The following is an 11,618-nucleotide window of genomic DNA, read 5'->3' on the forward strand; positions in this document are numbered from 1 at the left end:
ACGCCCCGCCCCGACCTCACATGTGCACCACCGGCGCCGCGTCGGGGTCGTGGGCAGGCGTGCCGCGCCGGTAGAGGAGGACGCTGATGAGCAGGCCGGCGGCGAAGAAGGCGGCGGACCACCAGTAGGCGGTGGAGTAGCCCTCCAGGCCTGCCTGGGCGAGGACGGTGAGGTCCTTGGGGTTGCGGCCGGAGAGGTAGTCGGTGACGGCGCTGGTGGAGAGGGTGTTGAGCAGGGCCGTGCCGAGGGAGCCGCCGACCTGCTGCATGGTGTTGACGGCGGCGGAGGCGACACCGGCGTCCTCGGCCTTCACCCCGGCCGTGGCCAGACTCATGGCCGGGGCCATCACCAGGCCGAGGCCGAGTCCCGCCACGATCAGCGGGGGCAGGATGTCGGTGGTGTAGCCGCTGTCGAGGCCGAGGCCGGTCAGCCACGCCATGCCGGCCGCGGCGAGGCCCATGCCCAGCGGGACGATGGCCTTGGGGCCGAAGCGGGGGATCAGCACCGTGGAAGCGAGCGTGGAGGACAGCATGAGCGCGGCGACCATCGGTAGGAAGGCCAGCCCGGTCTTGATAGGGGTGTAGCCCAGGCTCTGCTGCAGGTAGTAGGTGAGGAAGAGGAAGACACCGAACATGCCGGCGCCGGTGATCAGGATGGAGACGAAGGAGGCGCCGCGGTTGCGGTCGAGCAGGACACGCAGGGGCAGCAGGGGGTGGGCGGCGCGGGTCTGCCACCAGGTGAACGCGGCGAGCAGGACGGCGCCGGCGACCAGGAAGCCCCAGGTCTGCACGGAGCTCCAGTCGTGGCTCTCGGCGTTGGAGAAGCCGTAGACCAGGCAGAACAGGCCGCCGGAGACGAGGACGGCGCCGGGGATGTCGATGCGGGCGCTCTTGTCGCGGGTGGTGCGCTGGAGCAGGAGGGCGCCGCCGACGAGGGCGACCGCGGCGAAGACCAGGTTGACGTAGAGGGTCCACCGCCAGTCGAGGTGCTCGGTCAGGAAGCCGCCGAGGAGCAGGCCGATGGCGCCGCCCGCGCCGGCGATGGCGCCGTACACGCCGAAGGCCTTGGCGCGTTCCTTGGCGTCGGTGAAGGTCGTGGTCAGCAGGGACAGGGCGGCCGGGGCGAGCAGGGCGCCGAACAGACCCTGCGCGGCCCGCGCGACGATGAGCACCTCGAAGCTGCCCGCGGCGCCTCCCAGCGCGGAGGCCCCGGCGAAGCCGACCAGCCCGACCAGGAAGGTCATCTTCCGTCCGAACAGGTCGGCTATGCGGCCGCCGAGCAGCAGCAGGCTGCCGAAGGCGAGCGCGTAGGCGGTGACGACCCACTGCCGGTCCCCGTCGGAGAAGCCCAGATCCTTCTGGGCCGAGGGAAGCGCGATGTTCACGATCGTGCTGTCCAGCACCACCATGAGCTGGGCCAGTCCGATGACGGCGAGGATCCACCAGCGATGCGGCGATGGCGCGCCGGCCGTCGGGAGTGAGGACACGGTGGCCGTGGCGGCCGTGTCGGTGGAGGTCTTGGACATGACGGAACTCCAGAGGAAGCGGGGCAGGGGATCGGATGTCCGGTGGTGATGCGGTGCGGGACGGCTGCGTCGACGGAGCTCGTCACGTGATCCGGCTGAGTGGTCTCGCGGACTGCCTGACCCACCGAACTGCCTGACACCTGTCAGATTAGTTTGAATCTGACAGGTGTCAAGTAAGCTGGAGAAGGGTCCCTAGGATGGCCCGGAGCACAAGCGGCGCAGGACGCACGTATGGAGGCAGTCGTGGGAGCAAGAGCCGAATCCGCTCGACGGCCGGGGCGCCCCGGCGCGGACACTCCCGCGGTTCCCGCCGAGGAGAGCATCCTGCGGCGCGGGCTGGAGGCCTTCGCCGAGCTGGGCTACGACCACGCCTCAGCGCGAGAGCTGGCCCGCCGCCTGGGTGTCAGCCACAACTTCATCAACGACCGGTACGGCTCCAAGGCGGCCTTCTGGCGCGCGGTGGTGGACCACGCCCTCGGAGCGCAGCTGGCGCGTCTGCCGCAGGTGGATGACACGCTCGACGACGCCGACGCCCTGCGGCGGATCATCACCGGCTTCTATCTGACCGCCGTGGACGAGCCGTTGATCGGGCGGCTCTTCGTCAACGAGTTCACCCGGGACACCGAGCGGCTGGACTACCTCTACGAGCACTACATCGCGCCGACCCTGCAGCGCATGGAGCCCGGCATCGAGCGGCTCGTGGCGGCCGGGCGCATGGCGCCCGTCCCGAGGGACGTGCTGTTCTTCGCGGTCATCCCGCCCGTCTCGGGCATGGTGGAGGTCCCGCTGGCCCGCCGCCTCGGCCGGCCCGACGACGCCTCGCCGGAACAGCTCACGGCCACGGCGGAGACCCTGGCGACGCTGGTGGTCAACGGACTGCTGGCATCGGGATCGGCGACGTGACCTGACGCCGACATGCCGGGGCGGGAAGCGCCGTACTCGCGCTTCCCGCCCTTCCCTGTGACACCCCGCGGGCCCCTCAGCCCGCGTCGTACCAGGCCCTCAGTCCTGGTCGTAGGTGTGGAACCCCCGCCCGGTCTTCCTGCCGAGCAGTCCCGCCTCCACCATCCGCTGGAGCAGCGGGGGAGGGGCGTAGAGGGGATCCCTGAATTCGTCGTAGAGCGACTCGGCGATCGACGCGACCGTGTCGAGGCCGATCAGGTCCGCGAGCCTCAGCGGGCCCATCGGGTGGGCGCAGCCCAGTTCCATGCCGGTGTCGATGTCGGCGGCCGTGGCGAAGCCGGACTCCGCCATGCGGACGGCCGAGAGCAGATACGGGATCAGCAGGGCGTTGACGACGAACCCGGCCCTGTCCCGGGAGTGGATGACCGTCTTGCCGAGCGCCCCGGTCGCGAAGTCCTGTACGACGGCCACCGTGCGGGGCGAGGTGTGCAGGGAGGTCACGACCTCGACCAGCGGCAGCACGGGCACCGGGTTGAAGAAGTGCAGGCCCACGACCCGGTCCGCGCTGCCGGTCGCCATGCCGAGCCGCATGATCGGGAGGGAGGAGGTGTTGGTGGCCAGCACCGCCTCCGGATCCTCCACGATCTTGTCGAGGGCGCCGAAGATCTCGGTCTTGGCGTCGGGGTTCTCCACGACGGCCTCGACGACCAGCTGCCGGTCGGCGAGATCCTCCAGGCTGCCGGTGAACGTCAGACGGGCGAGCGCGTCCCGGGCTGCCGGTTCCTCCAGCTTGCCGCGCCGGACCGCCCGGTCGAGCGACGCCGTCACCCGTTCCCGGGCGGCGCGGGCCGCCATCGCGTCCACTTCGCAGACCGTGGTGTCGAGGCCGGCCCGGGCGCACACCTCGGCGATGCCCGCGCCCATCTGTCCGCCGCCGACCACTCCGACACGCCGGATCCCGCCGCTCACGCCCCGGCCTCCGTCCGCCGCACCAGGTGCCGCGCGTACGCGTCCGGGGTGAAGAACAGCGGCAACTCGCCGGTCAGCGCGGTCCGTTCGAAGAGGGCGCGGATGTCGTCCACGGGTGCCCACGGGTACTCGGCGCCCAGCGCGTCCACCTCGTCGTCGAGCAGTCGCAGCACCGACTCCCGGTCGATGACGCGGTGCCGCAGCCACTGCCAGATCTGCACCCGGGCGATCTCGGCGGTCGCCGCGTCCTCCATCAGGCCGTACAGCGCGACGGCACCCTGTCCGCGCAGCCAGGCGGCGAAGTAGCGCAGCGTGACGGCGATGTTGGTGCGGACGCCCTCGGCGGTCGGCGGTCCGCTGATCCGGCGCACCGACAGCAGGTCCGCCGGAGTGACCTCCACGTCGTCCCGGGTGCGGTCGAGCTGGTGGGGGCGTTCGCCGAGGACACCGTCGAAGACCTCCCGGCAGACGGGGATCAGCCCGGGGTGGGCGACCCAGGAGCCGTCGAAGCCGTCCTCCGCCTCGCGTTCCTTGTCGAGGCGGACCTTCGCGAGGGCGGCCTCGTGCGCGGCCGGTTCCTTGCCGGGGATCTGGGCGGACATGCCGCCGATCGCATGGGCGCCACGCCGGTGGCAGGTGCGCACGAGCAGCTCGGTGTAGGCCCGCATGAAGGGCGCGGTCATGGTGACCTTGGCCCGGTCCGGCAGCAGGAAGTCGGTACGGTGGCCGAAGGTCTTGATCAGGCTGAACAGGTAGTCCCAGCGGCCCGCGTTCAGCCCCGCGCTGTGCTCGCGCAGTTCGTGGAGGATCTCCTCCATCTCGAAGGCGGCGGTGATCGTCTCGATGAGAACGGTGGCGCGGACGGTGCCCCGGGGGATGCCGAGCAACTCCTGGGCGGTGACGAAGATGTCGTTCCAGAGGCGGGCCTCGTAGCGGTTCTCAAGCTTGGGCAGGTAGAAGTACGGGCCGTGGCCGGCGTCGATCTGCCGCTGGGCGCAGTGGAAGAAGTACAGCCCGAAGTCCACGAGCGCGGCGGGCACCGGCCGGCCGTCGAACTCCAGGTGCTCCTCGTCGAGGTGCCAGCCACGGGGGCGGACGACGATGGTGGCGAGCTGCTCGCGGCCCTTGAGGCGGTACTCCTTGCCCTCGGGCGTGGTGAAGTCGATCCGGCGCTCGATGGCGTCGAGCAGATTGAGCTGGCCGCCGACGATGTTGTCCCACGTGGGCGAGGTGGCGTCCTCGAAGTCCGCCAGCCAGACCTTGGCACCCGAGTTCAGGGCATTGACGGTCATACGGCGCTCGGGCGGGCCGGTGATCTCCACCCGCCGGTCGGTCAGACCGGGCGCGGGCGGTGCGACGCGCCAGGACCGGTCCGCGCGGACGGTGGAGGTGACCAGCGGGAACTCGAGCGGGGAGCCGCTCGCCAGGCGCAGGGCCTGCCGGCGGCGCTCCTTCAGCAGCGACTGCCGGCGCTCGCCGAAGGCCGCGGCCAGGTGGCCGACGAAGTCGAGGGCGGCGGGCGTGAGGATCTCGTCGTGCCGGTCGCCCGGAGCCGCGAGGACGCGGACGTGGTGGGTCAGTGCGCTGGTGGACATGGGTGCTCCTGAGGGAGGGAGGAGAGCGGGGGCCGTACCGGGACGGTGGTACGACCCCCGCTCGGCCGGGGCGGACCGGGCGGCGTCCTCGGGGACGGCCTAGTGGAACTGCTCCTCCTCCGTGGAACCGGAGAGCGCGGTCGTGGAGGAGGTGGGGTTGACGGCGGTGGAGACCAGGTCGAAGTAGCCGGTGCCGACCTCGCGCTGGTGCTTGACGGCGGTGAAGCCCTGCGCCTGCGCGGCGAACTCCCGCTCCTGGAGGTCGACATAGGCGGTCATGCCGTGCTCGGCGTAGCCGCGGGCGAGGTCGAACATGCCGTGGTTGAGGGAGTGGAAGCCGGCCAGGGTGATGAACTGGAACTTGTAGCCCATGGCGCCCAGTTCGCGCTGGAACTTGGCGATCTGGTCGTCGTCCAGCGCGGCCTTCCAGTTGAAGGACGGCGAGCAGTTGTACGCCAGCATCTTGTCCGGGTACTGGGCGTGGATCGCCTCGGCGAACTCACGGGCCTGCGCGAGGTCCGGGGTGCCGGTCTCGACCCAGATGAGGTCGGCGTAGGGGGCGTAGGCCAGGCCGCGGGCAATGACCGACGCCATGCCGTTGCGGACCCGGTAGAAGCCCTCCGCCGTGCGCTCACCGGTCACGAACTCGGCGTCACGCTCGTCGACATCGCTGGTGATCAGGTTCGCGGCGAGCGCGTCGGTGCGGGCGATGATCACCGTGGGCGTGTCGGAGAGGTCGGCGGCGAGCCGGGCCGCGTTCAGGGTGCGGACGTGCTGGGAGGTCGGCACCAGGACCTTGCCGCCGAGGTGACCGCACTTCTTCTCCGAGGCGAGCTGGTCCTCGTAGTGGATGCCGGCCGCGCCCGCCGCGATCATGCCCTTGGTCAGCTCGAAGGCGTTCAGCGGGCCGCCGAACCCGGCCTCCGCGTCGGCGACGATCGGGGCGAGCCAGTCGGTGGTGTCGCCGGCGCCCTCGGCGGTGGCGATCTGGTCGGCGCGCAGCAGCGCGTTGTTGATCCGGCGCACCACCTGGGGCACGGAGTTGGCCGGGTACAGGCTCTGGTCGGGGTAGGTGTGGCCGGCCTGGTTGGCGTCGGCCGCGACCTGCCAGCCGGAGAGGTAGATGGCCTGGAGCCCGGCCTTGACCTGCTGCACGGCCTGGCCGCCGGTGAGCGCGCCCAGGGCGTGGACGTAGTCGAGCTCGTGCAGCTGGCGCCACAGCCGCTCGGCGCCGCGCCGGGCCAGGGTCTGCTCCTCACGGACACTGCCGGAGAGCCGCACCACGTCCTCGGCGGTGTAGGTGCGCTCGATGCCCTGCCACCGGGGATCGGTGGCCCAGCGCCGCGCGAGTTCCTCGGCTGCCTGCGTCCTCGCCTCTGCCATGACTGTCACCGTCTCCTCGGTATGTAAAGGGGTGCCAATCCCCACCTCGTCGCTGTGAGGGGTGGCACTGTGTGTCTCTTACTGGAGTGCGGCCCGCCCGCCTGCCGTAGGGCGGAGCTGAGCAATGCTTGCCCGGAAGCGCTGCCTGCTGCCGGGGTATCCGACGTCAGGGCATGAATCGTGCCCGGTGCAGGGCCTGCGCTGCCGGAGGTCCGGCGGGCCGCACTCAGACTCTCGCAGTGGCACTCAGTGCCATCAAGGGTGGACGTCTGCCAACTTCTGCGAATCTTCACGGCTGCATTTGCCAAGTTTGCGAAGGGTCGCGGCGGCTCTGCGTCGCGTACGCTGACGGACGTCTCAGGGGAGGTTGGAGCAGGGTGAGCAAGATCTACGCGGGCCCGCGGCTGCGGCGGCTGCGCGAGGAGCGCCGGATGAGCCAGGCGGAGCTGGCCCGTGTGCTGGCGATCTCGCCCAGCTATCTGAACCAGATGGAGCACGACTCCCGGCCGCTCACCGTCCCGGTCCTGCTGAAGCTGACCGAGGCCTTCGGCGTCGACCCGGGCTTCTTCTCCGAGCGCGACACGAGCCGGCTGATGGCGGATCTGCGCGAGACGCTGTCGGGCGAGATCGCCGAGGCCCGGGTGTCCCCGAACGACCTCGCCGAACTGGCCTCCCGGATGCCGGAGGTCGCCCAGGTCCTGCTCGACCTCGGCCGCCGCAACCAGCGGTTGTCCGAGCGGCTCGTCGGAGCCGCCGACGGCCAGGGCGTGGCGTCCTCACCCCACGAGGAGATCCGGGACTTCTTCTACCGCCGCCAGAACTACCTGCACGAGACCGACCTCGCGGCCGAACAACTCGCCGGGGAGATCAGCATCCGGCCCGGCGAGGTCGTCCGCGCCCTCACCGCCCGACTCGCCGACAGCCACGGCGTCCGCCTCGCCGCCACCACCGGCGACCGGCTGCACCACTACGACGAAGCGGCCCGCACCCTCCATCTGTCGGCCCGACTCCGCCCGGGACAGCGGGCGTTCCGGATGGCCATCCAACTCGCCCTGCTCGAATACGGCGACGAACTCGACCGCCAGGCCGCCGACGACTTCCCCGCCGATTCCCCCACCCACGCCCTGGCCCGGATCGGCATCGCCAACTACTTCGCCGCCGCCCTGATCCTCCCGTACACCGCCTTCCACACGGCGGCCGAGGAGTTCCGCTACGACATCGAACGCCTCACCGACCGCTACGGCCTCGGCTACGAGACGGTCTGCCACCGGCTGAGCACTCTGCAACGCCCCCGGCTGCGCGGTGTGCCCTTCTCGTTCGTCCGCGTCGACCGGGCCGGCAACATGTCCAAGCGGCAGTCCGCGACCGGGTTCCACTTCTCCCGGGCCGGGGGCACCTGCCCGCTGTGGAACGTCTACGAGGCGTTCGCCGCCCCCGGCCGCATCCACGTCCAGATCGCCGAAATGCCCGACGGGCAGCGGTACTTGTGGACCGCCCGGGCGGTCACCCGGCACCGCGGCGGCTGGGGCGAACCCGGCAAGACCTTCGCCATCGGCCTCGGCTGCGAGATCCGCCACGCCCACCGGGTCGTCTATTCCGACGGCCTCGACCTCGCCAACGCCTCGGCCGCCACCCCCATCGGCATGGGCTGCCGCGTCTGCGAACGCCTCGAATGCCCCCAACGCGCGGTGCCACCCCTCGGCCGCGCACTGCGGATCGACCAGAACAGCAGCACGTTCGTGCCCTATCCGGTGGCGGACCCGACGAGGTGACGCTCGCCGTCGGTAACGTGACCGCCGTGATGGTGGGCACAGAAGAAACCCGGCTGGTCGTCCTGCGCGGCAACAGCGCCTCGGGCAAGTCGTCCGTCGCGGCCGCGCTCCGCGAGAGGTTCGGCCGCGGCCTGGCCCTGGTCGGCCAGGACAACCTCCGCCGCATCGTCCTGCGCGAGCGCGACCGGCCCGGTGCCGCGAACATCGGCCTCATCGACCTGACGGCCCGCTACGCCCTGGACGCCGGATTCCACGTCGTCGTCGAAGGCATCCTCTACGCCGACCGCTACGGCTACATGCTGGCCCGGCTGCGCGCCGAGCACCGCGGCCCGACCCACGGCTACTACCTGGACGTACCGTTCGCCGAGACCCTGGCCCGGCACGCCGGCAAACCGATCGCCGACGAGGTCGGCGAGGCACAGTTGCGCGACTGGCACCGGCCGCTCGATCTGCTGCCCGGCGGGATCGAGAGCGTCATCGGCGCCGACAGCGCCCTGCACGAGACCGTCGACCGCATCATGCTCGAGACCGGCCTGGACCGGCTGCCCGCGCTGGATCGCTGAGCGGCGTGGCCTGGGCCGCCCCCGGGCGGATCGAGGTGAACGCCGTGGCGAGGTGGTCGAGCAGGGGCGCCGCGCAGGGGTGCGGATCGTGGCGAGGGGTGATCGTGTAGAGGCCCCGGGCCGGAGGGTCGACCAGACCGACCGTGGTGACGTCGGTTCGCAGGGCGCGTGTCAGCACGCCGGGTATGAGCGCGATGGCGTGACCGGTCGCGACCAGGGCCAGCTTGCCGGGCAGATCGGCCGCGACGAGGTCGATACGGGCGCCGACCCCGGCGCGCTCGGCGTGCTGGAGCAGGAGCGCCGCCGAGCCGTCGTTGTCCTCGGCCCAGATCTGGTCGGCCAGGGCGTGGATGTGCACCGGGCCGCGCCCGGCCCGCGGATGGTCGACGGGCAGCGCGACGACCATCTCGTCCAGCCCGAGGAAACGCCGCTCGACCCGCTGGTCATGGGGCAGCCCCGGCGGCGCGTCGGTGACGACGGCGATGTCGAGAGCACCGTCGAGCACGCGCTGATGCAGTTCCGGGCTCAGGGCGGGGAGCAGGCTCCACCGCACGGATCCGGCCTGCCGCAACAACGTCCGGACGGCTTCGGGCACGATCCCGGTGGCCAGAGAAGGCGTCGCACCCACGGCCAGCGTCCGGCCGGACGCCCCGTCATGAGTGTCCCGCGCGGCGCGCACGGCCCGGTCGGCCTCGGTCAGCGTGGTCAGCGCGTGGCGCCGGAACACCTCCCCGGCGGGCGTCGGACGGACACCGCGCGCATGACGTTCCATCAGCGGTACACCGAGCTGCCGCTCCAGTCCGGCGATCTGCCGGGACACGGCCGACTGCGTGTGATGGAGTTCGGCGGCCGCCGCCGACAGCGAACCCAGGCGGCACACGGTCACGAAGGTTCGCCACACCGTCAGCTCCATGCCGTCAGTATGCCCAGGAGGTATGCGAGTTCCGCATGGCGGGGCTGCGAGATCTGCGCTTGTCGCAGCCGACACGGTGCACGAATCTGGCGCGCATGACCACACCACACACGATCGCCGTCCTCGGCCTGGGGCGCATGGGCGACGCGATGGCCACCCGCCTGTCGGCCCAGGGCCGGCACGTCGTCGGCTGGACCCGCTCAGGGCGCACGGCAGGCACCGTCGAGACGACCGCAGATCCGAACGAGGCCGTGGCCAGGGCCGATCTCGTGCTCCTGGCGCTGTTCGACGGCTCGGCCTGCCGCCAGGTCCTCGACGAGGTCCATGACGCGCTGTGCCCGGACGCGATCGTGCTCAACACCAGCACCGTCGCCCCCACCGAAGCGTCGGACCTGGCCCGGCGACTCGGCCCCGCCTACGTCCACACGCCCGTGCTCGGATCCGTGCGGGCGGCCGCCGCGGGCGCCTTGCACCTGCTCGCTGCCGGTGATCACGACGCGGTCGGCCGCGCCCGGCCGGTGCTGGACTCGCTGGGCACCGTGCGCCGCGTGGACGACGCCTCCACCGCCGCCGCCCTCAAGCTGATCACCAACAGCGGTCTCGCCGGGGCGGTCCTCGCGCTGCGCGACTCGCTGCGGCAGGCCGACGCCCTCGGTCTGCCCCGCGCCCGGGTGCTGGACGTCCTCGAACTCGGCCGGCTCGGCGGACTCGTGACCGCCAAGAAAGCCTTCCTCGCCGGTGAATCGGCCGTCGGCGCCGCCGAGTTCACGATCGGCGCGCTGGCCAAGGACATGGCCCTGCTGGCCGCCGCGTCGAAGACCCCGCTGGGCGGCGCAGCCGGCCTGGCCGACACCCCCGCCGACCCCGAGGCCGACATCGCCGTCGCCGCCGTTGCTCCCGCCGTGGCGGACACCGTGCTCGAACCACTGCGCGCCTACATACGCGGACACGCCACCGGCGACCCCGCCCACTTCCGTGAGGCGTTCCTGCCCACCGCGCACATCGAGGGAATCCGCGACCGGGCGTTCGTCTCCTGGCGCCTGGACGAGTACTGCGCTCTCTTCCCGGGCCGCCCGGCCCCGGACGAACCGGCCCGCTCCCGCCGTATCGACGCCGTCGACGTCCACGGCACGGTCGCGACCGCCACCATGACGCTGCGGCACGGCGCCGACCTCTTCACCGACATCTTCCTGCTGGTCCGTGCCGACGAGGGCTGGCGCATCGCCAACAAGGCCTATCACCGACACTCGTGAGGATCCTTCGCGGCAGCGGACCTCACGAAAGCAGAGACGATGACCACGCAGACGCACCACGTCGACCACGAACTCATCGAGGCGGCGGCGCACATCGCCCGCACGCGCTGCCGGGGCGACCAGCACACCATGGCGGCCGCTGCCCGTGCCCAGGACGGGCGGATCGTCACGGCGGTGAACGTCTACCACTTCACCGGAGGCCCCTGCGCCGAACTCACCCTCATCGGCGTGGCGGCCACGCAGGGCATCCACGACCTGGACACCATCGTCGCCGTGGGAGACCGGGACCGGGGCGTCGTCCCGCCGTGCGGCCGGTGCCGTCAGGTCCTTCTCGACTACTTTCCCGCCATCGGGGTCATTGTCGGCGAGGGCGACCGCGCCCGAACCGTCCGCATCACCGACCTGCTCCCCGAGAGCTATGTCTGGGCCGACCACCAGATCGACGCCGAGTAGATCGCCCCTCGGCGGGAGTCGACGCGGGTCTCACCACCCGGGCCTCGTGGTCCATGGAGGCCCGGTTCCGGGCCTGAACGGAAGCGGAGAACGTGGTGACCCATCCCGCTAGGGGGCTGCACGGCCAAGCCGTGGAGGAGCTGGGCCGGCGCATCATCCGCGGCGACTCCCCCCGGGCTCCGTGGTCGACCCGGTCAGGTTCGAGACGGAACTCGGCGTCAGCAAGACCGTGGTCCGCGAGGCGATGCGGGTGCTGGCGTCCAAGGGCCTGTCGCCCGGCGGACCTCCG

General features: G+C 71.6%; 10 protein-coding genes. 5 read left to right on the forward strand and 5 right to left on the reverse strand.

Features of this window, described 5'->3' with window-relative positions; translation table 11 throughout:
- Positions 1-16: 16 nt before the first annotated feature.
- Positions 17-1,525, reverse strand: a complete 1,509-nt coding sequence (locus NNW99_RS36230) for an MFS transporter (RefSeq protein WP_215123415.1) — start codon at positions 1,523-1,525, stop codon at positions 17-19.
- 231 nt (positions 1,526-1,756) lie between these two features.
- On the opposite strand from NNW99_RS36230, the gene NNW99_RS36235 reads away from it, so the two are divergent.
- Positions 1,757-2,428 carry a TetR/AcrR family transcriptional regulator gene (locus NNW99_RS36235; protein WP_215123417.1) on the forward strand — a complete coding sequence of 224 codons (672 nt, stop codon included), beginning with the start codon at positions 1,757-1,759 and terminating at the stop codon, positions 2,426-2,428.
- A 99-nt stretch (positions 2,429-2,527) separates the two neighbouring features.
- On the opposite strand, the gene NNW99_RS36240 is transcribed toward NNW99_RS36235, so the two are convergent.
- From NNW99_RS36240 to aceA, 3 genes are all read right to left on the reverse strand, one after another.
- A complete protein-coding gene (locus NNW99_RS36240; RefSeq protein ID WP_215123418.1) occupies positions 2,528-3,397 on the reverse strand; it encodes a 3-hydroxybutyryl-CoA dehydrogenase in 870 nt (289 codons plus the stop codon).
- The gene (gene aceB, locus NNW99_RS36245; RefSeq protein ID WP_215123420.1) at positions 3,394-4,992 is read right to left on the reverse strand and encodes a malate synthase A; all 1,599 of its coding nucleotides are present in this window, start codon (positions 4,990-4,992) and stop codon (positions 3,394-3,396) included. Before aceB ends, NNW99_RS36240 begins: the two co-directional genes overlap by 4 nt.
- Before the next feature lie 99 nt (positions 4,993-5,091).
- Positions 5,092-6,375 carry an isocitrate lyase gene (gene aceA, locus NNW99_RS36250; protein WP_215123422.1) on the reverse strand — a complete coding sequence of 428 codons (1,284 nt, stop codon included), beginning with the start codon at positions 6,373-6,375 and terminating at the stop codon, positions 5,092-5,094.
- Between the two features lie 377 nt (positions 6,376-6,752).
- On the opposite strand from aceA, the gene NNW99_RS36255 reads away from it, so the two are divergent.
- Entirely contained in the window at positions 6,753-8,147 is a 1,395-nt protein-coding gene (locus tag NNW99_RS36255; RefSeq protein ID WP_215123423.1) for a short-chain fatty acyl-CoA regulator family protein, read from the forward strand.
- 29 nt (positions 8,148-8,176) lie between these two features.
- Positions 8,177-8,710: an AAA family ATPase gene (locus tag NNW99_RS36260; RefSeq protein ID WP_215124577.1), complete on the forward strand. Its 534-nt coding sequence runs from the start codon at positions 8,177-8,179 to the stop codon at positions 8,708-8,710.
- Here NNW99_RS36260 and NNW99_RS36265 read toward each other — a convergent pair.
- Positions 8,664-9,623 (reverse strand): LysR family transcriptional regulator, encoded by a 960-nt coding sequence (locus NNW99_RS36265; protein ID WP_215123425.1) that lies wholly within the window; start codon positions 9,621-9,623, stop codon positions 8,664-8,666. The genes NNW99_RS36260 and NNW99_RS36265 overlap by 47 nt on opposite strands.
- Positions 9,624-9,718: 95 nt before the next feature.
- Here NNW99_RS36265 and NNW99_RS36270 point away from each other — a divergent pair, with 95 nt between their 5' ends.
- Together NNW99_RS36270 and NNW99_RS36275 are read left to right on the forward strand one after the other, a co-directional pair.
- Positions 9,719-10,876: a nuclear transport factor 2 family protein gene (locus NNW99_RS36270; RefSeq protein ID WP_215123427.1), complete on the forward strand. Its 1,158-nt coding sequence runs from the start codon at positions 9,719-9,721 to the stop codon at positions 10,874-10,876.
- A gap of 39 nt (positions 10,877-10,915) precedes the next feature.
- A complete protein-coding gene (locus tag NNW99_RS36275) occupies positions 10,916-11,329 on the forward strand; it encodes a cytidine deaminase (RefSeq protein WP_215123428.1) in 414 nt (137 codons plus the stop codon).
- The last annotated feature ends 289 nt before the right edge of the window (positions 11,330-11,618 follow it).

Source organism: Streptomyces sp. CRCS-T-1 (assembly GCF_024442335.1).
Taxonomy (GTDB): Bacteria; Actinomycetota; Actinomycetes; order Streptomycetales; family Streptomycetaceae; genus Streptomyces; species Streptomyces koelreuteriae.

Excerpts from the sequence above, each read along its gene's own strand:
- NNW99_RS36230 (WP_215123415.1), bottom strand. The coding sequence starts at position 1,525 with ATGTCCAAGACCTCCACCGACACGGCCGCCACGGCCACCGTGTCCTCA.
- NNW99_RS36235 (WP_215123417.1), top strand. The coding sequence starts at position 1,757 with ATGGAGGCAGTCGTGGGAGCAAGAGCCGAATCCGCTCGACGGCCGGGG.
- aceB (WP_215123420.1), bottom strand. The coding sequence starts at position 4,992 with ATGTCCACCAGCGCACTGACCCACCACGTCCGCGTCCTCGCGGCTCCG.
- aceA (WP_215123422.1), bottom strand. The coding sequence starts at position 6,375 with ATGGCAGAGGCGAGGACGCAGGCAGCCGAGGAACTCGCGCGGCGCTGG.
- NNW99_RS36260 (WP_215124577.1), top strand. The coding sequence starts at position 8,177 with ATGGTGGGCACAGAAGAAACCCGGCTGGTCGTCCTGCGCGGCAACAGC.
- NNW99_RS36265 (WP_215123425.1), bottom strand. The coding sequence starts at position 9,623 with ATGGAGCTGACGGTGTGGCGAACCTTCGTGACCGTGTGCCGCCTGGGT.
- NNW99_RS36270 (WP_215123427.1), top strand. The coding sequence starts at position 9,719 with ATGACCACACCACACACGATCGCCGTCCTCGGCCTGGGGCGCATGGGC.
- NNW99_RS36275 (WP_215123428.1), top strand. The coding sequence starts at position 10,916 with ATGACCACGCAGACGCACCACGTCGACCACGAACTCATCGAGGCGGCG.